The sequence below is a fragment of the Actinoallomurus acanthiterrae genome (assembly GCF_054775715.1).
Map to the genome: position 1 here is coordinate 7,987,206 of NZ_BAAHCO010000001.1, position 20,993 is coordinate 8,008,198.

The 20,993-nt window shown below is 67.1% G+C and carries 16 protein-coding genes and 2 pseudogenes; 5 read left to right on the plus strand and 13 right to left on the minus strand.

What is annotated here, in order from left to right:
- Positions 1–56 precede the first annotated feature (56 nt).
- Entirely contained in the window at positions 57–1,772 is a 1,716-nt protein-coding gene (gene cydC / locus ACYVF7_RS37705) for a thiol reductant ABC exporter subunit CydC (RefSeq protein ID WP_460350142.1), read from the plus strand.
- A 476-nt stretch (positions 1,773–2,248) separates the two neighbouring features.
- Here the strand turns inward: cydC and ACYVF7_RS37710 are convergent, their stop codons facing one another.
- The 5 genes from ACYVF7_RS37710 to ACYVF7_RS37730 form a co-directional block, all read right to left on the minus strand.
- Entirely contained in the window at positions 2,249–2,596 is a 348-nt protein-coding gene (locus ACYVF7_RS37710) for a hypothetical protein (protein ID WP_460350144.1), read from the minus strand.
- A gap of 49 nt (positions 2,597–2,645) precedes the next feature.
- A complete protein-coding gene (locus ACYVF7_RS37715; RefSeq protein ID WP_460350146.1) occupies positions 2,646–5,003 on the minus strand; it encodes a phosphoketolase family protein in 2,358 nt (785 codons plus the stop codon).
- Positions 5,004–5,083: 80 nt separating this feature from the next.
- Positions 5,084–5,653: a pyruvate formate lyase family protein gene (locus ACYVF7_RS37720; RefSeq protein ID WP_460350148.1), complete on the minus strand. Its 570-nt coding sequence runs from the start codon at positions 5,651–5,653 to the stop codon at positions 5,084–5,086.
- A complete protein-coding gene (locus tag ACYVF7_RS37725) occupies positions 5,628–6,338 on the minus strand; it encodes a CBS domain-containing protein (protein ID WP_460350150.1) in 711 nt (236 codons plus the stop codon). The genes ACYVF7_RS37720 and ACYVF7_RS37725 overlap by 26 nt, the downstream gene beginning before the upstream one ends.
- On the minus strand, positions 6,335–6,895 hold the full coding sequence (locus ACYVF7_RS37730; RefSeq protein WP_460350152.1) for a hypothetical protein: 561 nt from the start codon (positions 6,893–6,895) through the stop codon (positions 6,335–6,337). The genes ACYVF7_RS37725 and ACYVF7_RS37730 overlap by 4 nt, the downstream gene beginning before the upstream one ends.
- Before the next feature lie 301 nt (positions 6,896–7,196).
- Here ACYVF7_RS37730 and ACYVF7_RS37735 point away from each other — a divergent pair, with 301 nt between their 5' ends.
- The 4 genes and pseudogenes from ACYVF7_RS37735 (at position 7,197) to ppdK (ending at position 11,115) form a co-directional block, all read left to right on the plus strand.
- Complete coding sequence (locus ACYVF7_RS37735) at positions 7,197–7,751, plus strand: alcohol dehydrogenase catalytic domain-containing protein (RefSeq protein ID WP_460350154.1); 555 nt, start codon at positions 7,197–7,199, stop codon at positions 7,749–7,751.
- Positions 7,748–7,966 carry a zinc-binding dehydrogenase gene (locus tag ACYVF7_RS37740; protein WP_460350156.1) on the plus strand — a complete coding sequence of 73 codons (219 nt, stop codon included), beginning with the start codon at positions 7,748–7,750 and terminating at the stop codon, positions 7,964–7,966. Before ACYVF7_RS37735 ends, ACYVF7_RS37740 begins: the two co-directional genes overlap by 4 nt.
- A 142-nt stretch (positions 7,967–8,108) precedes the next feature.
- On the plus strand, positions 8,109–8,420 hold the full coding sequence (locus ACYVF7_RS37745; protein ID WP_460350158.1) for an SHOCT domain-containing protein: 312 nt from the start codon (positions 8,109–8,111) through the stop codon (positions 8,418–8,420).
- Positions 8,420–11,115 (plus strand): annotated as a pseudogene (gene ppdK / locus ACYVF7_RS37750) (pyruvate, phosphate dikinase). The gene ACYVF7_RS37745 and the pseudogene ppdK overlap by 1 nt, the downstream one beginning before the upstream one ends.
- An 85-nt stretch (positions 11,116–11,200) precedes the next feature.
- Here ppdK and ACYVF7_RS37755 read toward each other — a convergent pair.
- The 8 genes and pseudogenes from ACYVF7_RS37755 to ACYVF7_RS37790 all read right to left on the minus strand — a co-directional run bounded on the left by ACYVF7_RS37755 (position 11,201) and on the right by ACYVF7_RS37790 (position 20,942).
- Positions 11,201–11,863: a response regulator gene (locus ACYVF7_RS37755; protein ID WP_460350161.1), complete on the minus strand. Its 663-nt coding sequence runs from the start codon at positions 11,861–11,863 to the stop codon at positions 11,201–11,203.
- A 273-nt stretch (positions 11,864–12,136) separates the two neighbouring features.
- Complete coding sequence (locus tag ACYVF7_RS37760; RefSeq protein WP_460350163.1) at positions 12,137–13,369, minus strand: acetyl-CoA hydrolase/transferase family protein; 1,233 nt, start codon at positions 13,367–13,369, stop codon at positions 12,137–12,139.
- A gap of 3 nt (positions 13,370–13,372) precedes the next feature.
- Positions 13,373–14,062 carry a DUF2637 domain-containing protein gene (locus tag ACYVF7_RS37765; protein WP_460350166.1) on the minus strand — a complete coding sequence of 230 codons (690 nt, stop codon included), beginning with the start codon at positions 14,060–14,062 and terminating at the stop codon, positions 13,373–13,375.
- Positions 14,063–14,418: 356 nt separating this feature from the next.
- Positions 14,419–14,859, minus strand: coding sequence for a tyrosine-type recombinase/integrase (locus ACYVF7_RS37770; RefSeq protein WP_460350168.1), 441 nt, complete (start codon positions 14,857–14,859; stop codon positions 14,419–14,421).
- Positions 14,860–15,341: 482 nt separating this feature from the next.
- Positions 15,342–15,617: a hypothetical protein gene (locus tag ACYVF7_RS37775; protein WP_460350171.1), complete on the minus strand. Its 276-nt coding sequence runs from the start codon at positions 15,615–15,617 to the stop codon at positions 15,342–15,344.
- 603 nt (positions 15,618–16,220) lie between these two features.
- Positions 16,221–17,698, minus strand: a pseudogene (locus ACYVF7_RS37780) (non-reducing end alpha-L-arabinofuranosidase family hydrolase).
- Positions 17,699–18,087: 389 nt separating this feature from the next.
- A complete protein-coding gene (locus tag ACYVF7_RS37785) occupies positions 18,088–19,356 on the minus strand; it encodes an SGNH/GDSL hydrolase family protein (RefSeq protein WP_460350173.1) in 1,269 nt (422 codons plus the stop codon).
- A gap of 302 nt (positions 19,357–19,658) precedes the next feature.
- A complete protein-coding gene (locus ACYVF7_RS37790) occupies positions 19,659–20,942 on the minus strand; it encodes an ABC transporter substrate-binding protein (protein ID WP_460350175.1) in 1,284 nt (427 codons plus the stop codon).
- Between the last annotated feature and the right edge of the window lie 51 nt (positions 20,943–20,993).

Below are 20,993 nucleotides of genomic sequence, written 5' to 3' on the forward strand. Positions count from 1 at the left end.
GCCGACCGCATCCTCACCGTCGACGCCGGGCGATGCACCGAACCGGAGATGGCCGCATGACCTCCGACTTCGCACTGCTGAAGCTGTTGTCCTTCACCCGGCCGCTCCGCGGCCGGCTCGCGCTCGCCGCCCTCGCCGGCGCGGCCACCACCGCCGCGGGGATCGCGCTGCTCGCCACGTCCGCCTACCTGATCGCGCGGGCCGCCGAACATCCGAACGTCACCGCGCTGGCGATCGCGGTCGTCGCGGTGCGCGCGCTGGGCATCGGCCGTGGCGTGCTCCGCTACGCCGAACGGCTCACGTCCCATGACGTTGCCTTCCGTACCCTGGCCGACGTGCGCGTGCGCCTGTACACACAGCTGGAACGACTGGTGCCGCTGCGCCGCGCCGACTCCGGCGATCTGCTCACCCGGCTCGTCTCCGACGCCGACGCCACTCAGGACCTCATCATTCGCGGGCTGATCCCACTCCTGTCCGCGTTCGCCGCCGGCGTCGGCGCCATCGCGCTCTGCGGCGCGCTCCTGCACTCCGGCGGCCTCGTGCTCGCCACCGGGTTGCTGCTGGCGGGCGTCGCCGTGCCATGGCTGTCGGTCATCGCCACCCGACGGGCCGGGCAGCGCACCACGGCCGCCCGGGCCCGGCTCACCGCCTCGACCGTAGACGCGCTGAACGGCGCCCGCGAGCTGCTCGCCTACGGCGCCACCGAACACGCATTGCGGCAGGTGCACGACGCCGACTCCGACCTGACCGCTCAGGCCCGCCGCACCGCGATGGTCCAAGCCCTCGGCACCGGCACGACCACGCTGATCGGTGGGCTGACGGTCTGGACCGCGCTCCTACTGGGCATCCGGGCGGACCTGCCCCACGTACCGCTCGCCGTCCTCGTACTGACCGCACTGGCCGCCTTCGAGACCGTCAGCGCGCTACCGGCGGTGGCGGCGCAACTTGGCCAGACCCGCGCGGCAGCACGCCGGATCACCGGGATCATCGACGCACCCGACCCGATGCCCGAACCCACGCATGCCGCACCCGCCCCTACGACGCCGGTCACCGTCCGCGTCCGCGGCGCCCGCCTCCGGTACGGCCCCGGCGACCCGTGGGCGCTGGACGGAATCGACCTCGACCTCACCCCCGGTCGCCGCGTCGCCCTCGTCGGGCCCAGCGGTGCGGGAAAGAGCACTCTGGCCGCGGTGCTGCTACGCTTCCGCGACCTGGACGAGGGGACTGTCACACTCAACGGCGTCGACCTGACCCACTACACCGCCGACGACGTACGCGCCGTCATCGGGGGCGTGCCGCAGGACCCCCACATCTTCGCGACCACCGTCCGGGAAAACCTCCGGCTCGCCCGCCCCGGCGCATCCGACCCCGAGCTACGCGCCGCCGCAGCACGCGCACGCCTCCTGACACGGATCGAATCATTGCCCGACGGCTGGGACACCATGGTCGGCGCCCACGGCATCGCCCTATCCGGCGGCGAGCGCCAGCGACTGGCACTGGCCCGGGCCCTCCTCGCCGACCCGGAAATCCTCATCCTGGACGAACCGACCGCCCACCTGGACACGGCCACCCGGCGCGCGTTGACCGCCGACCTGCTCGCCGCCACTCACGGGCACACCACTCTGCTGATCACCCACGACCTGGACAACCTGGAAGAAATCGACGAGATCATCGTCATGGACGATGGCATCGTCGTCGAACGCGGAACCCACGGCGAACTCCTGAGCCGCGAAGGCGGCTACCGCACACTCCACGAAGCCGGCCAGCCATAAGGGGGCGGACTAGACGTGTAACGACAGCCCCAGCCTTGGCCTTTCGGTGCACTCGGCCTGAATACGCAGTCGGCGCCGCCCTCATGCTGGTGCAGTCCGCACTCGGCTACCTGCATCTGCGCCGGGCTGGCCGACCGCGGAACTGCTGCTCAAGCTCAGCCATACCGAACCGGCCATCGATTCGGACGCCTGCTGATCTCCCCGACCACGCAGATTCGGTTCGTCCCTCGTCATCGGCGACCGGGTGGCCCACCTCGTCCCGGAGAACGTCCACTTCAGGCGCGATGCCCAACTCCGTCCTCAGCTCACTGCCAGACCGGCGCGGGCTGGCCGTCTGGTCGGAGATGTTCAGCGACGGCGTATTCGAGTTGGAGGAGGGCGGAGCGCTGAACCCGCAAAACCCGATCATCGCCCTCTTCGCGTTCGGCAGCGAGAAACTGTACGACTGGCTCGGCCGCAACGAACGGGCCCGGATGCTACGGACCGAAAAGACAGACCTCCAGCGCGAGCGTGGCCTCCGGGTCGTTGCGAGCGAGGATCCGCCGCATGTCGGCCGTGTCCGCGAGGGCCAGCAGCCCGGACTCCTGCTCGAGCGCCTGGGCGAGGTCGCCGGCGGGCAGGCCGGCGTGCTGCTGCAGCCACAGCAGCAGGCCCGGGTCGACGCTGCCGGAGCGGGTGGCCATGACCAGTCCTTCCAGCGGTGTGAACCTCATGGTCGTATCCACCGAACGGCCGTGGGCCACCGCGCACAGCGAGGCGCCGGCCCCCAGGTGACAGACGACGATGCGCAGCGCGGCCGGATCGGCGCCGACAAGCTCGCGCATGCCGGATTCGCGGGCGGAGCGGGAGGCACAGGCCCCGCCGGCTGTTCGCTCACTGGCCTCCTCCGTGCGGCCATACCCAGTCCGCCACGTCCGGCGTGTCCTCGCCGTGCTCGCGGGTGTAGGCGCGGGCGCGAATGCGGCGGTCGGTCATCTGCTGGCGTACGTGCGCGGCCCGGCCGCCCAGCTGCGGCAGCCGGTCGATGACGTCCATGACGAGGTGGAACCGGTCGAGGTCGTTCATCATCACCATGTCGAACGGCGTGGTGGTGGTGCCTTCCTCTTTGTAGCCGCGGACGTGCAGGTGATCGTGGCCGTGCCGCCGGTAGGTGAGGCGGTGGATGAGGTACGGGTAGCCGTGGAAGGCGAAGATCACGGGCTTGTCTGTGGTGAACAGCGCGTCGTATTCGGCGTCGGACAGCCCGTGCGGGTGCTCGGTGTCGGGCTCCAGCCGCATCAGGTCGACGACGTTGACGACGCGGACCCGCAGGTCGGGGAAGTACTGGCGGAGCAGATCGGCGGCCGCGAGGGTCTCCAGGGTCGGGATGTCGCCGGCGCAGGCCAGAACGACGTCGGGGTCGGCGCCCGCGTCGGTGCTCGCCCATTCCCAGATGCCGATGCCGCGCGTGCAGTGCAGGACCGCCTCGTCCATCGACAGCCAGGTGAGCGCGGGCTGCTTACCGGCCACGATCACGTTGACGTAGTCCCGGGAACGCAGGCAGTGGTCGGCCACGGACAGCAGCGTGTTGGCGTCCGGCGGCAGGTAGACCCGGACGATCTGCGATTTCTTGTTCACCACGACGTCGAGGAAGCCCGGGTCCTGGTGGGTGAAGCCGTTGTGGTCCTGCCGCCACACGTGGGAGCTGAGCAGGTAGTTCAGTGACGCGATCGGCCGCCGCCACGGCAGGCGGCGGGTGACGTACAGCCACTTGGCGTGCTGGTTGAACATCGAGTCGACGATGTGCACGAACGCCTCATAACTGTTGAACAGCCCGTGCCGTCCGGTGAGCAGGTACCCCTCGAGCCAGCCCTGGCACAGGTGCTCGCTCAGCACCTCCATGACCCGGCCACGGGTGGCCAGGTGCTCGTCGGTCGCCAACCGCTGAGCCTCCCAGACCCGATCGGTGACCTCGAAGACGGCCGACAACCGGTTCGAGGCGGTCTCATCAGGCCCCATGATCCGGAAGCTGTCGGCGTTGTCGGCGACGACGTCCCGCAAGAAGCCGCCCAGCACACGGGTCGCCTCGCTGAACGTCGTTCCCGGCTTGTCGACCGGCACGGCGTACGCGCGGAAGTCGCGCAGCGCCAGGTCGCGCAGCAGCAGACCGCCGTTGGCGTGCGGGGTGGCGCTCATCCGCCGCTCGCCCTCGGGCGGCAGCGCCAGCAACTCCGGAACCGGCCTGCCGTCCTCGTCGAACAGCTCCTCCGGACGGTACGAACGCAGCCACGCCTCCAGCGCGGCCAGATGCTCCGGGTCCTCCCGTACCCGGGCGAGCGGAACCTGGTGGGCGCGCCAGGTGCCCTCGACGGGCACCCCGTCGACCTCGCGCGGGCCGGTCCACCCCTTCGGCGTCCGCAGCACGACCATCGGCCATCGGGGCCGTTCGGTCGAGCCGCCGCGGGCCGACGCCTGAATGCGGGCGATGTCGTCCACGGCGTCGTCCAGGGCATCGGCCAGTTTCCGGTGCACGTCCGCCGGCTCGTCCCCGCTCACGATGATCGGCCGATGGCCGTACCCCTCCAGCAGCGCCACCAGCTCATGCTCCGGGATACGAGCCAGCACGGTCGGGTTGGCGATCTTGTACCCGTTCAGGTGCAGGATCGGCAGGACCGCGCCGTCGGCCGCCGGGTCCAGGAACTTGTTGGAATGCCAGCCGGCCGCCAGCGGCCCGGTCTCCGCCTCACCGTCGCCGACGATGCAGGCGACGACCAGGTCCGGGTTGTCGAACGCCGCACCATAGGCGTGGGCGAGGGAGTAGCCCAGCTCGCCCCCCTCATGGATCGAGCCGGGGGTCTCGGGCGCGACGTGGCTGGGCACGCCGCCGGGGAAGGAGAACTGACCGAACAACCGGGCCATGCCCGCCGCGTCGCGCGACACCGGCGGGTAGACCTCGCTGTAGGTGCCCTCGAGCCAGGCGTTCGCGACCGCCGCCGGACCGCCGTGGCCCGGCCCGATCACGTACATCATGTCCAGATCGCGTTCCTTGATCACCCGATTCAGGTGGACATAGCAGAGGTTCAGCCCCGGCGACGTCCCCCAGTGACCCAGCAGCCGGGGCTTGATGTGATCACGGGTCAGCGGTTCCCGGAGCAGGGGATTGCCCCGGAGATAGATCTGCCCGACCGACAGGTAGTTCGCGGCCCGCCAGTACGCGTCGATCCGGCGCAGCTCCTCATCCGTCAACGGCATGGCGTGATCTCCTTCTAGAACGTCTGCGTGGCCAAGTCGAGGGGGCGCCGCCCCATACTGACCGCCTGTTGCCGCGGCCTCTAATTCCCCATCGCTTCGAAGCGAAGCCTTTCGGTTCCGGCCGCACCCGCTTCGTGTCGCCAACACGACCCGGGAGACGACGTCCTGCACTTCGGCTTGCTTGTGATGATGTGCGAACGCCGCGCCCGTGGCATCTCGGGCGTGTAGGCGTCGAACACGCCGTCGTTGTGTGTCTTTCGGTACTCGGTGAAAACGGTGCGAACCGCCGTATCCAGCTCGTACCCGTAGGCCGCCAGGCCCTTTTCCACCATGCGCAGGCCACCGTTCGGCATGATGGCGCGCTTGAGCGGGGCATCGGTCTGCAGACCGACGATCAACTCGCGGTCGCGGAGAACGTATCCGGGCGCATGCGAGGTGATCGACGATGGCGTCGCGGCGTCGACGTCCGAGATGCCACGCCGACGTTCCTCGGGGAACATCGCGCTGACGTGCTCCCAGACCTCGCGGGTGCGCTCGGTAGGGCCGGTCAGGAACGAAGCGTCGCCTTCGTTGTTCGCCCCTCGTCCGGCACGGACGGAAATGGACCGCCGCAGTGTCGTGACATCAGTAGTACTGCTGAAATGGGACATATTCGTCGTCGGTTTCGTACGCCAGCTGACTCTGCATCGAAACGACGCCCTCGACCTGACGTACGGCAGCCATCAGCAGCGAGATCTGTGAGCGCTTTTCCGCGGTTCCCCTGATGGTGACGCGCCCGTCCTTCACTGTCACATCGAATCGTGTCGGATCCATGGCGAACTCGTCTTTGATCACTTCGTTGAGCACGTCCGCGCGAATGTCGGCGTCGGGCAGGCGGTAGACGGCCAGGACGTCGGCGCGGCCGACGATGCCGATGAGATGTCCGCTGAGGGCATCGACGACGGGAAGCCGGCCGATCTTGTGCCGGTACATGTACCGTGCGGCCTCCTCGACCGTCGCCGTGGCGGGCACCGTGACCGCCGGTGCCGTCATGAGGTCGGCCGCGACGGCACCGGCCACCTTGTGCTGTTCACGGCGCCGTTCGGGGGTGATATGGAATTCGTGCTCCGCCTCCGGAATGGCTTCCTTGAGCAGCAGGTCGCTTTTGGAGACGACGCCGCGTACCTGCCCGGTCGAGTCGAGCACCGGAACGGCGCTGACATGCTTACGGTGCATGACGTCGACGATGTCCTTGAACGGCGTCATCTCTTCGACTGCGACCACCGAGGTGGTCATGATGTCTTTCACTGTGGTGCGCATTGCGCCTTCCTTGATAGAGGGTTTCAGCAGGGTCACTTGAGGATGGGGAAGCGGCGGACCAGATCGGTCTTGGCCCACCGGTGGCCGAGTCCGAGGGTGTCGCCGGCGCGCACCAGGGCCAGTCCGATGATGAGGAGCGCGTAGATGAGGTGGTCGTCCATGAACACGTTGTTGGCCGGGGGCAGAACGACGCCCCACATCATCACCAGCATCACCGCGCCCGCCGCAGCGGCGATACGCATACCGATCCCGAGCATCAGCGCGACACCGATCCCGGCCAGGCCCAGCATGAACAGCCAGTCCGCCCAGGCCGCACCCGCGATGCCGTGATAGAAGCCCTTGAACGGACCGGCGGCGGAGAACTTCAAGAACCCCAACGTGGGGTGACCGCCGTGAATCCAGGCCTGCTTGCTCGTAGTCTCATGCCCCAGCCCGAACAACTTGTCCATGAACGCCCACACGAACACGAACCCCAGCGACAACCGGGCCAGCGCCCACACATAGCGAGCAGCGGCACGTTCGGTCACCGGCTCCACACCGGGCAAACGAATGTGCAGGCGGCGGGTCGCGGCACGACGGTCGGTGACAGCCATCGTCTTCACCTCTCTCGGGGGGTGCCGGATCGGCTCCGGCTGCCTTAACTCAACCCCGCACGACCACACGCACCGCAGAGGCGAAAGCAAGGCCGCACACAGGACCTTCGTCCCCGATCAACGACGCCACGGACGGGCCCAACACCGATGCCGAATCGTGGTCCGCCGATGGCGGGTCGCACGGGCCGTGCTCAAAGGGCCGTGACGTTCACGCTCATCGACGGGACCTAAGACCCTCCCGAGACCCGGCCGGCGACGAACACGCTGACAGCGCAGTCTCCATCGAACAGCGGGAGATGACATGCGAGCGCTCGTCTACCACGGACCAGGCCGTAGAGCCTGGGAAGACGTTCCCGATCCCCAGATCGTCGACGAGACCGACGCCATCGTCCGCGTCGACGCGGTCACCATCTGCGGCACGGACCTGCACATCCTCAAAGGCGACGTGCCGGCGGTGACGCCCGGACGGATCCTCGGCCACGAAGCTGTCGGCACCATCGAGACCGTAGGCGGCGGCGTGCGGACGCGCAGGCCCGGTGATCGGGTACTGATCTCCTGCATTACCGCGTGCGGGACCTGCCGGTTCTGCCGGGAATCCCGGTACGGGCAGTGCCTCGGTGGTGGCGGCTGGGTCCTGGGCCACACGATCGACGGCACCCAGGCCGAATACGTCCGCGTACCGTTCGCCGACACCTCCACCCACCCGGTGCCGGACGGCGTCGCCGACGAGGACGTGCTCATGCTCGCCGACATCCTGCCGACCAGCTATGAAGTCGGTGTCCTGAACTGCGGCGTTCGCCCGGCGACGTCGTCGCGGTGGTCGGCTCCGGGCCCATCGGCCTGTCCGCCATCATGACGGCACGCCTGTTCAGCCCGAGCCACGTCATCGCCATCGATCTGGCCGACAGCCGCCTCGAAGCGGCCAAGCGATTCGGTGCGGACGTCACGATAAACAGCTCCCGCCAGGACCCCCTGGGCATCGTCCGTTCGCTCACCGCGGGTCTGGGAGTGGATGTCACGATCGAGGCCGTCGGGGTGCCGGCCGCGTTCGAAGTCGTCCTGACGCGTTGACGTTCTCCCGCACCGGGAGAAGCGGCGCGCCCGCGCGCACCGGATCCGCGCTCGATGTGTACGGCATCGCACAGGCGGTGCCGTACACGCAACCCGAGAACGGTCGGATACCCCCGACCGGACGAAATGGAGGAGATCACACATGTTCTACGGCGACCACATGAACGGCTGGGGATACGGCTTCATGACCATCGGCATGGTGCTTTTCTGGGCGGCGCTGATCGTCGGTGTCCTCGTGCTCGCGCGCTACCTCGGCCGGACCGGGCACCCGGGCGCGGCACCGCCCCGGCCCACACCCGAGCAGCTCCTGGCCGAACGCCTCGCCCGCGGCGAGATCGGCACGGACGAATACATCGAGCGCCTGGATGCTCTGCTTTCAGGCGGCAGACGACCCCGACATGACGAGCCGCGCTCCACCGAGTACGAGACCGCCATACGACCAGAGAGGTCATGATGCGACGCTACTTGTTCGACTTCGCGTCCGGGAACAAGGACATGAAGGATCTTCTCGGAGGCAAGGGCGCGAACCTCGCCGAGATGACCCGGCTCGGGCTGCCGGTTCCCCCGGGCTTCACCATCACCACCGAAGCGTGCCGTGCCTACATCACGGCCGGGACCGAGCCGCCAGAGCTTCGCGAAGAGATGGTGGCCCACCTGGAAGCGCTGGAGAAGCGGATGGGCAGACAGCTCGGGCAACCAGACGACCCCCTGCTGCTGAGCGTGCGCTCGGGGGCAAAGTTCTCCATGCCCGGCATGATGGACACCATCCTCAACATCGGGCTGAACGACGAATCAGTCGTGGGGCTGGCCGCACAGGCGGGCGACGAACGGTTCGCGTGGGACTGCTACCGGCGTCTGCTCCAACTGTTCGGCGCGACGGTGCTCGGCGTGAACGGCGAACTGTTCGAGGCGGCGCTGGACGAGGCCAAGCACGTTAAGGGCGTGGCCGGGGACCTGAACCTGGACGCCACCGACCTGACGGCCCTCACAACGACCTTCAAACGACTCATCGCCGAGCAGGCCGGCCGATGCCGCAGGATCCGATCGAACAGCTGACCCTCGCCATCCGCGCCGTCTTCGAGTCCTGGAACAGCGACCGGGCCCGGGTCTACCGCCGTCAGGAGCACATCCCCGACGATCTCGGAACCGCCGTCAACGTCATGGCGATGGTGTTCGGCAACGTCGGTATGGACTCCGGCACGGGCGTCGCCTTCACCCGGGATCCGGGCACCGGCCAGGCCGGCGTCTACGGCGACTACCTGCCCGACGCTCAAGGCGAGGACGTCGTCGCCGGCATCCGTGACACGGTCCCGCTGCAGGAACTCGACCAGATCCACCCGGCGGCGTACGAGGAACTGCTGCGCATCATGCGGACTCTGGAGCATCACTACCGGGACCTGTGCGACATCGAGTTCACCATCGAACGCGGGAAGCTGTGGATGCTGCAGACGCGGGTCGGCAAACGCACCGCGGCGGCCGCCTTCCGCATCGCCGCGCAGCTGGTCGACGAGGGCCTGATCGACGCCGACGAGGCCCTGCGGCGTGTGTCCGGTGCGCAGCTCATGCGGTTGATGTTCCCTCGATTCGACCGTACGGCCGACGGGGTCGAGCCGATCGCCCGCGGAGTGAGCGCATCACCCGGCGCGGCCGTCGGCCGGGCGGTCTTCGACAGCCGTACAGCCGTCCAACGCGCCCAGAACGGTGAGAAGGTCATCCTGGTCCGGCGGGAGACCAACCCGGCCGACCTGGCAGGTATGATCGCGGCGGAGGGCGTTCTGACCAGCCACGGCGGAAAGACCTCGCACGCCGCAGTGGTCGCCCGGGGCATGGGACGCGCCTGCGTGTGCGGCACCGCGGCGTTGGAAGTCGACGCCGACCAGGGACGCTTCACCACCACGGACGGCATCGTCGTCCGAGATGGCGACCTGATCTCGATCGACGGGTCCGGCGGCGAGGTCTACCTCGGCGAGGTCCCCGTGGTTCCCTCACCGGTCACACAGTACTTCGAAGGCGGGCCGGACGAAGGCGACGACCTCGTGGCCGCCGTGGCCCGGACGATGTCCCATGCCGACGGAGTCCGGCGACTGGGAGTGCGCGCCAACGCGGACACGCCGCAGGACACGGCGCGGGCACGCCGTTTCGGCGCGGAGGGCATCGGACTCTGCCGCACCGAGCACATGTTCCTCGGCGATCGGCGACCCCTGGTCGAACGCCTCATCCTCGTCGAGACGCCCGAGGAGCGCCAAGCCGCCCTCGACGCGCTGATGCCGCTGCAACGGCAGGACTTCACCGAGATCCTGCGGGCCATGGACGGGCTGCCGGTGACGATCCGGCTGCTCGACCCTCCCCTGCACGAGTTCCTGCCGGACCTGACCGATCTGTCGGTCCGGGTAGCCCTCGCCGAGGAGCGCGGTGAACCCGATGAGGGCCAGGCCCGGCTCCTGCGGGCCGTCCGTCGCCTGCACGAGGAGAACCCGATGCTGGGGCTGCGCGGCGTACGGCTCGGGCTGGCGGTCCCGGGATTGTTCTCGATGCAGGTACGGGCCATCGCCGAGGCGGTCGCGGCCCGCCGGTCCAGCGGCGGTGACCCACGCGCGCAGATCATGATCCCGCTCGTCGCCGACGCGGCCGAATTGCGGATCATCGTGAAGCAGTCGAGGCAGGTGCTGGCGGACGTCGCCAGGGAGACGGGCGTCGACGTGTCCTGCCCGATCGGCACGATGATCGAGCTGCCACGGGCCGCGCTCACCGCAGGGCGGATCGCCGAGGAGGCGGACTTCTTCTCCTTCGGCACCAACGACCTCACCCAGACGACCTGGGGATTCTCCCGTGACGACGTCGAAGGCGCTTTCTTCGCCTCCTACCTCGACAAGGGCATCTTCCCGACCTCGCCCTTCGAGTCGGTGGACCGGGACGGCGTCGGCCGACTCGTCGAACTGGCCGTACGAGAAGGACGGGCCGCCCGGCCCCACCTGGAGCTGGGCATCTGCGGTGAGCACGGCGGCGATCCGGACTCGGTGCACTTCTTCCACACGGCCGGCCCGGACTACGTCTCCTGCTCACCGTTCCGCGTTCCGGTCGCCAGGCTCGAGGCCGGCCGCGCCGCCGTCGCCCAAGACGGCCGAGACTCCTCCTCGGACGCCCGCTGATCCTGCGGGCGGTGGCCGCTCTGCCGACTGGACCTGGTCGGCAGAGCGGTCATCGCCATGTGTCGGCGACGCCGGCGAGCGGTCATCACTCCTGGAGCGGGTCGGATGGCCGGTCCACGCGAAGCCGGGTGATGAAGGCCGCTGCCTGCGTACGGCGATGCATTCCGAGCTTGGTGAAGATGCCCGAGACGTAGTTCTTGACGGTCTTCTCCGCCAGAAACAGGCGTTCACCGATCTGGCGGTTGGTCAGCCCGTCACCGATGAGATCGAGGATCTTACGTTCCTGCTCAGTGAGCCCCGCAAGTGGATCTTCGCAGGGGCGTCGGCGGAGGCGCTCCAACATCCTCGCGGTGCTTCGCGGGTCCAGGAGCGACTGACCGGCCGCCACTGTACGGACCGCCCCCACCAGATCCGAGCCGTGGATCTGCTTGAGCACGTACCCCGAAGCACCGGCCATCACCGCCTCGAAGAGCGCTTCCTCGTCGGAGAACGAGGTGAGCATCAGACACGCCAGCTCCGGCATCCGCGAACGGAGCTCCCGGCACACCGTCACGCCGTCACCGTCGGGGAGCCGCACGTCCAGCACCGCGACGTCCGGCTTGAGGGCCGGAACCCGGGCCAGTGCCCGCTCGGCGGTGTCGGCCTCGCCCACGACGGTGATGTCGGCCTCGGACTCGAGCAGGGCAGCGACTCCCCGCCGCACGACTTCGTGATCATCGAGGAGGAAGACCTTGATGGGGGTCGTCATGCTCACGACCGTACAGCCATCGAGCGTACGGCGGTCCGACGATGATGGAGGCTCCCACCGCCTCGAAACGATGAGCCCTGGTGTCTCTGCGGGCATGCCTTGCACGACACCGTCATCCAGCGCCTCTTCGCCAGCGCCATGACGTGGATGAGCGCCATCAGGGTGACCTAGAAGCCCCGACGCGCCCGACGTGTCCCGGCCGCGTGGTCTTCACCGACCAGGCGTTGCCGACGGTCGCACCGATGCGCTTCGTCCTCGACGACGACGCGGTTGTCAGCGCAGGGGGAAGCCGAGCTCCCGACCCGCTTCGCGCAGGCTCTCGCGGGCGTCGGGGTGCGCGACCCGATCCACGATCTGCTGGGCCTGTGACGTGGCGTCCTGGCCCCAGATCGCTGCGGTGCCCTGCTCGCTGACGATGAAGCTGTGCTGGAAGGAGGTGACCGGTCCGGACAGCCGCGGGATCACCGCCCCGACGTTCGCCTTCGGATGCCAGGACGGCAGCGCGATGATCGCGTGACCGCCGGGAGAGTGCAGCGCCCCGACCACGAAGTCGGTCTGCCCACCGAACCCCGAATAGACCACCCCGTGCACTTGCGCTGCGTTGGCCTGGGCGAACAGGTCCACCTGCAACGCCGAGTTGACCGAGATCAGGCGCGGCTGCCGCGCGATCAGTCCCGGGTCGTTGGTCTTCTCCGTGCGCAGCATCCGCACCCGCTCGTTATGGTCCAGCCAGTCATACAGCTCCGGCGACCCGAACGCGAACGACGCGGTGATCGGGCTCGCTGACGACAGCGCTCCCGCCTTCTCCAGGGCGAGCACCCCGTCGCTGAACATCTCCGACCAGACGGCCAGCCCACGCCGGGGCCGCAGCGACTCCAGCACCGCGTCCGGCACCGCCCCGATGCCCAGCTGCAACGTCGCCTCCTCGGGCACCAGGGCCGCTACCCGCTCCCCGATGGCACGCGACACCGCGCTCGGCGCGCGACGTACCGGCCCCGGCAGTTCGCACTCTGCCTCGATCGCGAAGTCGAAGTCGCCCACCGGCACGACCGCGTCCCCGAAGGTGTACGGCATCTGCGGGTTCACCTGCGCGATGACCGGCCCGCCGCGAGCCCGGGCGGCCTCGATCGCAGCCGGCAGCACGTTCACCTCGATGCCCAGGGACACGGTCCCCTCCACCGGCCGTGATGTCTGCACGATCACAACGTCGGGCACCAGGACCTCATTGAGCAGAAGCGGCACGAGCGACAGCCTGCACGGGAAGTACCGCAGACCGGCGCGCCCTCGTTGTCCCGGACCGACGAACGGGGTCTCCAGCACGACCCCCTCCCGATCCGGCAGGCCCGTCTGACCGTTCAGCACGAACAACCGGTACTCCGCGACCGCAGCATCCAACACGGACAAGGCCCGCCACGGGGTGGCGAAGTTGCCACCGGTCACCACCCGTGGTCGGTGCGGCAAGCTTGCCAGCACCGCCGCAAGCCGTGTCTCCGAGATCACGCGCATCAGTCACCTCTGACCATCGTTCGGCCCGCTCCTTGAGCACCCGCCGAGTTCCCTAGCGATCCGCTCCAGCACACACACTGGACCACTCGACGCGCCACGGACGAAGTATGAGCCCTCTGACAGATCGCCTCCGATGGTATGGGCCTCATACGAGGCGATGCGGTCTTCGAGCACGTCCATATGAGCCGGGTAAGAAGCGCCTTCGGTCGGCGTCACGGCTTCGTATGCGGGCCTGTCCGGAACTACGCCATCGATCGTCGAGCCCGTATGAGGCTCCTCTGAAGCACCCCGCAGGCTCTGTGCGGTTGCGTTCCTGACCTGGCGCATCAGCAGCTCATACGAGCCAATCAGAGCACAGGACGGCCAGGCGGCGATCAGCCGGCCGACCGCCGAGGGTTCGGCCACCGCCACGTTCGCCGCCAAACTGGCGGCACTGCCGATGAGCAGCAACGCCCAGGGCAGCAGCCCACTCCGCCGACGGGATCGTGAATCCATCAGCAAGGACATGGATGAGGTGACAATCATTCCGTCGACCGAGATCGGAAGAAGCACGGCGGTCCAGGACGTCTCCCCGTACCGCCGCACCAGCAGATACATATGCCGATACGACACGATCGCCGCGATCACGGCCAGCACGACCACACTCAGCGTCGTCGCCCACTCACTCGGTCCCCGGCCCGCATCACCGCTCACCCACCGACGCAAGGCTGCCGTCCGGCGCCACAGCACACCGCGGGGCTGCGGCACAGTTCTTCACCACTCCCCCGCGCTCGCGCCGCAGACGGGCGATCTCGACCCTCAGCTCCGCCGATGCGATCAGGCCGCCTGCAGTGGATGAACGTTCCTGGTCAAACGCGTACCGGCGATCAGCGCCGCCTCGGATCTCGCGGACGGTTACAGAAAGTAGCGATGACGGGACGAACATGCGGGTGGCTCCCCTACAAGATCTGGAGAGGAACTGGAGACGAGGCCTTCCCGCAACGTCTCCGAACGTCCCTCAACTTCCTTGAACGGAGCCTCTGACCTGCACGTTTATGAAAAGTCGCTGGTCAACTGAACCAACGGATTCCTTTTGACACGGTAGAGGTCACTGGTTCAATCCCAGTATCGCCCACCACGTTTGGCCTGGTCAGCAGCCCGGACACCCGACAGGGTGGCCGGGCTTTTGATCGCTCGACCGTCATTTGACCGTGGCCGACGTCACGACACGGCAGCCTGGCGGGTGCCGGTGCGGGTCCGCGATGCAGGAAGATCACTTGGTCGTTCAGCGCCGTCGTGAAGATCGAACTCAACACAGTCTTACACCGCTGCACCGTCGTAGCGGATCTACCCGAGTCGGTGAGCCGGCGCAGGAAGTCCCGTACGTGCGAGGGGAGGGTCTCGATCATCCGCATCGCGCCGAACTCCGGCAGCAGATACCCCTTGATCACTGAGGTATAGCCCTGGCGTGTGTTGGCCTCCATCCGATGGGCGACCAGCCAGACATCCATCACGTACCGGGCGAAGGACTGCCGCCCGCTGCGCAGGTCAACGAACCGCCCCTCCCCGGTCCTGGCCTCAGCGCGCCGCCACGCACAAACCGCTGCTTTCTTCGCCGCGAACGTTCCCGCAGACCGCTCCCGACCCCGCACATCCCAGTAGTAAGCGGTATACCTCGGGCACCCATCACGGCGGTACCGTGTCCGCACGTACCCCATGAGCCATCCCCCTTGATCGCATGACCGTCAACTGACCGTCGTCCAGACCGACGCGATCAGCCCTTCTCCAAGTCAATGCAGTTCAGCGGGCACAGAGCATCTGGTCAGAGGAAATGCGGAGAGCCGCCGATGTTCAATAGGGCCAGGACCAGCCGAAGGCTGTTCACCCTGAATCGCCGACACGACCTTCTGAGCATGCCAGCCAGTCGGGACTCTGAATCGGCCATGCTTTCGGCCACGCCGGCATGGGGCGGCGCGGCCCGCTGAAGTGAAGGTCATGCGGCTCCGGCCTCGTTCGAGCCTTGGTCCGGCCACTCGTCCGGGAACGTCCATCCCATGCGCTTGCGCTCCTTCTCTCGCACGCGCGCCTCGCCCCACTGCAAGATCGGGTTCGGGCAGTACTGGCGGACGGCCGAATGTTCGCTCGGGTCCTTGCACATCAGGCAGGCGAGCACGCGCACCGGCCAGATCAGCTCGAATACGTGTTTGGGAGCGGGCAGCCCGGCGGCATGCGGTAGCAGTTCAAAGACCAGATCCACCGCCTTGCGCACTATGCCCTGGTACGGCAGCATGCGCGCCGACAGCGGGGGGTGCGGCACATTCCTGGCGGTGAGGGCGTCGACGACAAACTGCTTAGCCCTCTCCTACAAGCCCGGGCACTCATCCAGTGCCCCGGGCGGTCTGCGCGAACAACTCGCACCAGAAGTGCGTCTCGACGGCGCGGGCCTGAAATTCCACGACACGGGACGTACCGACCTCCTCAGCCAGTCGCGGGATGATATGCGTCTGAACGAACACGCGCTCCTCCACCGACGTTCGGTGAGGTCTGCGCCCGCCGCCCCGGCGCTCGTCCCGCGGCTTGCGGCGGAGTGGTTCACCTACGGCCGCCAGCCGTCCCCGTAGACCGTCGTCGTGGTGCAGCCACGCCGTGACGGCGGCCAACGCGCCCTTGACCGCCGCCCTACGCGCCTTGTCGGTCGGGCCGCCACCATCTGGGTTCTCTGCGTGCGCGGGCGGGCTCGGCCTTGTACCGAGCCCGCCCGCTCCAGCTCCACCCGTTCCTGAACGCGTGCTGTGACGCTCACCCGGTTCGGCGTACGTCGTTGCCCGCGAACGTCAGGAACACCCGAGCCGGACCTGCGTCACGCCACTGGCTAGCGCTGCAGCGTCAGCACGCCCGGCCGCCAAGGCAGGAGGTTGTAGTCCATGCCGTCGGAGCTCGGGTCCCGGCCCTGGTACAGCAGCTGCAGATTGCAAGGGTCAACGGTCTTGGTCTGATCAGGGTTGGTCCGGACCAGATCGCCGTGGCTGATGTCGTTGGTCCAGGTCGCGCCACTGTTGGCCTTGCCGGCGAAGGGGTTGCTCTCGGTGGCGGCCTGCGGCGTCCACGACCCGCCCAGGCTGGTGGCGGTGAACGAGCGGAAGTAACGCCCATTCGCCCCCTGCGCCTCGACGATCATGAGGTACTGGTTCTGACCCTGGACCTTGTAGACCTCAACCGCCTCGAACAGGTTAGCGGCCGTGTCGCTCATGACAGTCGTGTACGACGAGCCGAAGCTGCCCGGGAAGTTCCCGATGGGCATGCTCGCCCGGTAGATATTGCCGTCGTCGCCGGCGAAGAACATGTACATGTTCGTGTCGTCACCGATGAGTGTCTGGTCGAGGGGAGCCGCCGAGCCGGGAATGTCCCCGGTAAACAGCGTCTGCGGCGAGGACCATCCGTTGGCGTTGGTGGGGTCGCTCGAAGTGCGGTAGGAGAAGGTGGTCGCACCCACTGGTAGGCGAGCACCCAGATGTTCTTCGGGGCGAAGTACAACAGCGACGGCGCGACGGCACCGATGGACATCGTGTTCTGGCCGGCCGAGGCCATGTCGGACCAGTTTGTGAAGGGGCTGAAGTTCATCGATCCATAGTGCTTTTCGAAGTCGGTCGTCGAGGCATAGACGATGTGCTGGCCGTTGTAGACGACGTTGGTGAAGTCCTTGAGCGCGTTCAACCCCGACTTCGGGTTTGCCAGCGGGCCGGTCGATGTCCAACGGTAGCTCGACGGAAGAGCGCATGCGCTGCCCCCATCGACCTTGACGAGCTGCCACTGCTGGTTGCTGCCGTTCCAGTCGCTCCACTGCTGGACGCTGGCGCCGTCGGTGGTCGACAGGCCCGCCACCTCGACGACCTTGCCGCTGTTCCGGTTGACCAGCCGAACGTAGCCGCTGTCGGAGTCGACCAGCCGGAACTGCTGGTTGGTCCCGTCATAGTCGGACCACTGCACAAGCTGCGCACCGTCTGCGGTGGACGCACCGTTGACGTCCACGACCTTGCCGGAGTGGCGGGCCTTCAGTCGGTAGTAGCCACCGCCAGCGTCCACGAACTGGAATTGCTGGTTGTAGGCATTGCTGCGGTCCCACTGGATGAGGTTGGCACCGTCGGCGGTGGACGCACCGTTGACGTCGATGGCCTTGCCACTGTTGCGGTTCACCAGTACATACCAGGCGGTGGTGTCCACCGTGGCAGCCGACGCGGGCGTCGAGGCCATCGTGAGCAGCCCGCCCACGACCGCCACGGCCACCGCAGCGGCCAACCCCGACAGCCACCGACGACGCCACCTCGCGGTGCGCGCAAACCCAACGGACATGGCATCTTTCCTTCCATCATTTGGGATCGCCGACCTGAAGGAGGCCGCATCGGCGCGGACTCCGACGGCACCCGCGCACGGACAAACGGCCCAGGCGGCGACGGGTTAGCGCTAACATCCTTCGACGACGATCTGGGCAGGGATATGCAGGGATGTAGGCGACAGGTAACCAACCAGCGGTGCGACTGAACGCACCAAACGGACTGTGAACGATAACAATGACCGCGTCAAGATGTAACGGAAGGTTTGGAAGGAGAGTCCTGCGTGACACGCTCGGCCTCGCCGAGGCTCAGCGGCGGTCAAGCTGATCTCATCCTTTCGCCAACCGTTGATCAAGGCCACGATCTGCGGCTGCCGTGCTAACCAGTTCCGAGTTCAGTGGCCTCGGCCTAACCAGTTATGGGCCGCAAGAGCATGGGCAGGTTAATGGTGTCGGCCATTGTCTGATATCCGACGTCGTTAGGGTGCAGGTGGTCGCCGCTGTCGTAGGCGGTGTTGATCATCTGCGGGTTGCTTGGATCAGCGGTTGCCTTGGCGAAGTCGATGACACCGTCGAAGGCTCCGCTTTTGAGGATCCAGTTATTCACTGCCTCGCGTGTCTGTTCTTTTTCGGGTGACCAGTAGCCCGTCGCGATCTCCCAATCTCCCTTGAACGGGGTGAGGGTGCCGCCAAAGATCTTCAAGTGGGCTGCGTGCGCCCGGGCGATGAGCTGCTGATAGGCCGCGATCAGCTGGTTGGCCTGGGCGTCTGCGGCGCCTATGTCGTTGATTCCTTCGAGCAGGATGACGTCCTTTGCGCCGGTCCGGTCCACTACGTCCCGGTCGAACCGGTTCAATGCTCCGACGCCATAGGAGCTCGTGTCCTGCAGAACCTGGTTTCCGCTGATGCCCTCGTCGGCCACGCTCAAGGTGACGCCCTTACGGGTGTTCAGCCGGCGCGCCAGATCGTTGGGCCACCGCTTGTTCGCGTTGACCGTGGACGCCGCGCCGTCGGTGATGGAGTCGCCAAGTGCGACCACCGTGCCCTGGTTCGGCGGGCCGGCCATCACGTCAACGCTGTCCACGAACAACCACGACGAGGTCGGGGCGTATGCCGCTGTGGTGGTATCTCCGGCGTGATCGGTTCCCTGTGTGATGTACGAGGTCTCCCGTGAGTCGCTGTGCCCGGTCTGCTCGGTGGCTTGCGGTACGTAGACGCTAACTGCGAGGTCGGTCAGCGCGGGGACGGTCAGGCTGACTGGGTCGCTGAGGGCTTCAGCGCCCTGGGGGATCGTGGTCGTCCGCGAACCGGCAAAGGTCAGCGGCACGTTAGGGCCGTGGATGTTGCCATCAGCGCCGGAAACGCCGATGTATGCGTCGCCGATTTTCAGTGGCTGGTCGCCGAACGTGTTCGTGAGGCGGACGCGGACGGAGTGGCCGTCAACCGCGGCGAAAACGATGTTACGGATTGTCCCGGTGTAGTGGTGGTTGCCCATGTCCTGTGGGCTGCCGCCCCACGTGGCAACCCACTGAGCCGCGCCCGGGCGCGGCGTGTCCTGCGGCTGCTGACGCTGGTCGGCGGACGCGAAGCCGGGCGGCACCGCAATGCTACTAATTAGCAGGAACGCCCCGGCTATCGGCAGCCAAAGGTGCTGCGGGCGAGGGGTAGGGAACTTCATCTTTATTTCCTTTCGTTGAGGTGCAGAAACGCGCTGGCTGGTGTCACCCGGCGAAGGTGAAACCGCGCTGTGCGGGGAGGTCAGGACAGGTCCAGGCAATGCTGGTCCCGTGCCGGGCCGCTGCCCGGCGGGCCCGGTACGGGCCGCTATGAGGAGCCGCAGTGTCATGCCCGAGCCCAGGGGCGATAAAGGTGGAGGCGAACGCGCAACAGGGCATATTCGGTTGAGTAAATATTCTCGATAGCCCGGCACGGTGTTATCCACGCAGTTGTAGTAACCGGGGACCGCCCCCGCGGTCCGGGTCAGTTGTTGGAGCGGCCCTGGTTGTAGGAGGAGCCGATGCCGCTCAGCACGCTCTGCGGGCTGGCCGAGCCGTTGATCAGCTTTTGGGTGTCGGTCACGAGCACGTCGTAGAAGCCGGGGATCGGCCAGTCCGGGTAGAAGCTGAGCCTGTTGCCGGTGGCCAGCGTCTGGAAATCGCTGATCAGCTTCTTGTTCAGCGGGTCGGTGACGCCGTCGGTGTCGGCCGCGACCGGAACGCCGCCGTTGTTGGCGAGCAGGTTCTGGATGCCCTTCTTCATCGTGATGTCGATGAAGTCATAGGCGAGGTTCTTGTTCTTGGTGTTCTTCGGGATCACCCACATGTTGCCGCTGGACCCGGTGGTCAGATTGGTTCCGGGCCACAGGAAGCTGTCCCACTGGAAGCCCTTGATCTCCTTCTCGAACCGGCCGTACCACCAGGTGCCGGAGAAGAACATCGGGTACTTGCCGGACATGAAGGCGGTGCCGGCGTCCTCGGCCTTGATGCCCGAGGAGGCCTTGCTGATGTAGCCCTTCTTCACCCAGTCGGCGAACGTCGTCGCCCCGTACGTCCACGCGGCGTCGTGGAAGTCCACTTTGCCGGTGTAGCGCTGGTATTTGTCGACCCATGTCCGGTCGGCCTTGGTCAGCGCGAGTTGGTAGAGGTACTGCTGCGCCGGGTACTCCTGGCCGGCGTTGGCCAGCGGTGTGAGCCCCTTCTTGACGAAGGTGTCCATCGCGGCGGTGAACTCGTCGAACGTCGTCGGCACCTTGATGCCGTACTTGGCGAACATCGCCTTGTTGTAGTAGACCCTTTCGTATTCGGCGTAGTTCGGGACGCCGTACCAGCGATCGCCGCCCATCACGCCCTTGGCGTCGTACTTGGCGGTCTCGGCCAGGTTCGGGCCGAGCAGCTTGTCCCAGCCGCGTTTGGTCACCTCCGACGTCATGTCGGTGAGCAGGCCCTGCTTGGCGACCAGGCCGGCCGTCGCATTGCCCTTGCTGTACTCCAGGATGTCGGGCGCGTCCTTGGAGTTGAGAAGCATCGGCGCGGTCTTCTGGATCTGCTCGAAGCCCTTCTCCTCGAACTTCACCTTGACGCCCGGGTGGCTGCTTTCGAACTCCTTGATCGCCTGGTTCCAGGCGACGCCCATCGCGCTGTCCGCACTCTCGAAGTGCCACAACTTGAGTACCTTGGACGAGGATCCGGATCCGCCGCCGCACGCGGCGGTAAGGGCGAACATCCCCACGGCCAGCGCCGTGAGGGCCTTCGTCGGTTCGAACATTCGGTTTCTCCTTCAGCGGGCGAGTCTCGTCGGAGTACTTCAAGGGCGCGG

What these genes read in the sequence shown, in the direction of transcription:
- cydC (WP_460350142.1), top strand. Translation starts at nt 57, where the DNA reads ATGACCTCCGACTTCGCACTGCTGAAGCTGTTGTCCTTCACCCGGCCG.
- ACYVF7_RS37710 (WP_460350144.1), bottom strand. Translation starts at nt 2,596, where the DNA reads ATGCGCGAGCTTGTCGGCGCCGATCCGGCCGCGCTGCGCATCGTCGTC.
- ACYVF7_RS37715 (WP_460350146.1), bottom strand. Translation starts at nt 5,003, where the DNA reads ATGCCGTTGACGGATGAGGAGCTGCGCCGGATCGACGCGTACTGGCGG.
- ACYVF7_RS37720 (WP_460350148.1), bottom strand. Translation starts at nt 5,653, where the DNA reads ATGTCCCATTTCAGCAGTACTACTGATGTCACGACACTGCGGCGGTCC.
- ACYVF7_RS37730 (WP_460350152.1), bottom strand. Translation starts at nt 6,895, where the DNA reads ATGGCTGTCACCGACCGTCGTGCCGCGACCCGCCGCCTGCACATTCGT.
- ACYVF7_RS37735 (WP_460350154.1), top strand. Translation starts at nt 7,197, where the DNA reads ATGCGAGCGCTCGTCTACCACGGACCAGGCCGTAGAGCCTGGGAAGAC.
- ACYVF7_RS37740 (WP_460350156.1), top strand. Translation starts at nt 7,748, where the DNA reads ATGACGGCACGCCTGTTCAGCCCGAGCCACGTCATCGCCATCGATCTG.
- ACYVF7_RS37745 (WP_460350158.1), top strand. Translation starts at nt 8,109, where the DNA reads ATGTTCTACGGCGACCACATGAACGGCTGGGGATACGGCTTCATGACC.
- ACYVF7_RS37755 (WP_460350161.1), bottom strand. Translation starts at nt 11,863, where the DNA reads ATGACGACCCCCATCAAGGTCTTCCTCCTCGATGATCACGAAGTCGTG.
- ACYVF7_RS37760 (WP_460350163.1), bottom strand. Translation starts at nt 13,369, where the DNA reads ATGCGCGTGATCTCGGAGACACGGCTTGCGGCGGTGCTGGCAAGCTTG.
- ACYVF7_RS37770 (WP_460350168.1), bottom strand. Translation starts at nt 14,859, where the DNA reads ATGGATGTCTGGCTGGTCGCCCATCGGATGGAGGCCAACACACGCCAG.
- ACYVF7_RS37785 (WP_460350173.1), bottom strand. Translation starts at nt 19,356, where the DNA reads ATGAAGTTCCCTACCCCTCGCCCGCAGCACCTTTGGCTGCCGATAGCC.
- ACYVF7_RS37790 (WP_460350175.1), bottom strand. Translation starts at nt 20,942, where the DNA reads ATGTTCGAACCGACGAAGGCCCTCACGGCGCTGGCCGTGGGGATGTTC.